This window comes from Pseudoalteromonas sp. S4492 (assembly GCF_005886115.1).
Classification (GTDB): domain Bacteria; phylum Pseudomonadota; class Gammaproteobacteria; order Enterobacterales; family Alteromonadaceae; genus Pseudoalteromonas; species Pseudoalteromonas gelatinilytica.
The window spans coordinates 1-227 of sequence record NZ_PNCP01000387.1 but is presented as its reverse complement, the minus strand read 5'-3'; the positions used below and the strand labels follow the sequence as shown (position 1 = coordinate 227).

Below are 227 nucleotides of genomic sequence, written 5' to 3'. Positions count from 1 at the left end.
TTAAGGACGATTTTACTGATTCTGGCCCTGCCGCTGCAGGTTACGGCTGGAGAAATTACCCAGGAAATGATGAATGTAGCTGCCACAGCCCATGCTATGAGCGTTTCCGGTTTGTATTCGATGAACGCTGAGGGAGCAGGTAATGCTGCTTTTTACGAGCAGTTGAAAGCTGTGGGTGCCGTCAGTGACGATCACATTCTGGACCCGGCCTTTGCAGAAGCTTATGA

1 protein-coding gene is annotated in these 227 nt (G+C 50.2%); it reads left to right on the top strand.

From position 1 onward, the window contains the following. Window positions 1-227 (top strand): hypothetical protein (locus CWC28_RS22240; RefSeq protein ID WP_171038380.1); only part of this gene is annotated, 227 nt, incomplete at both ends.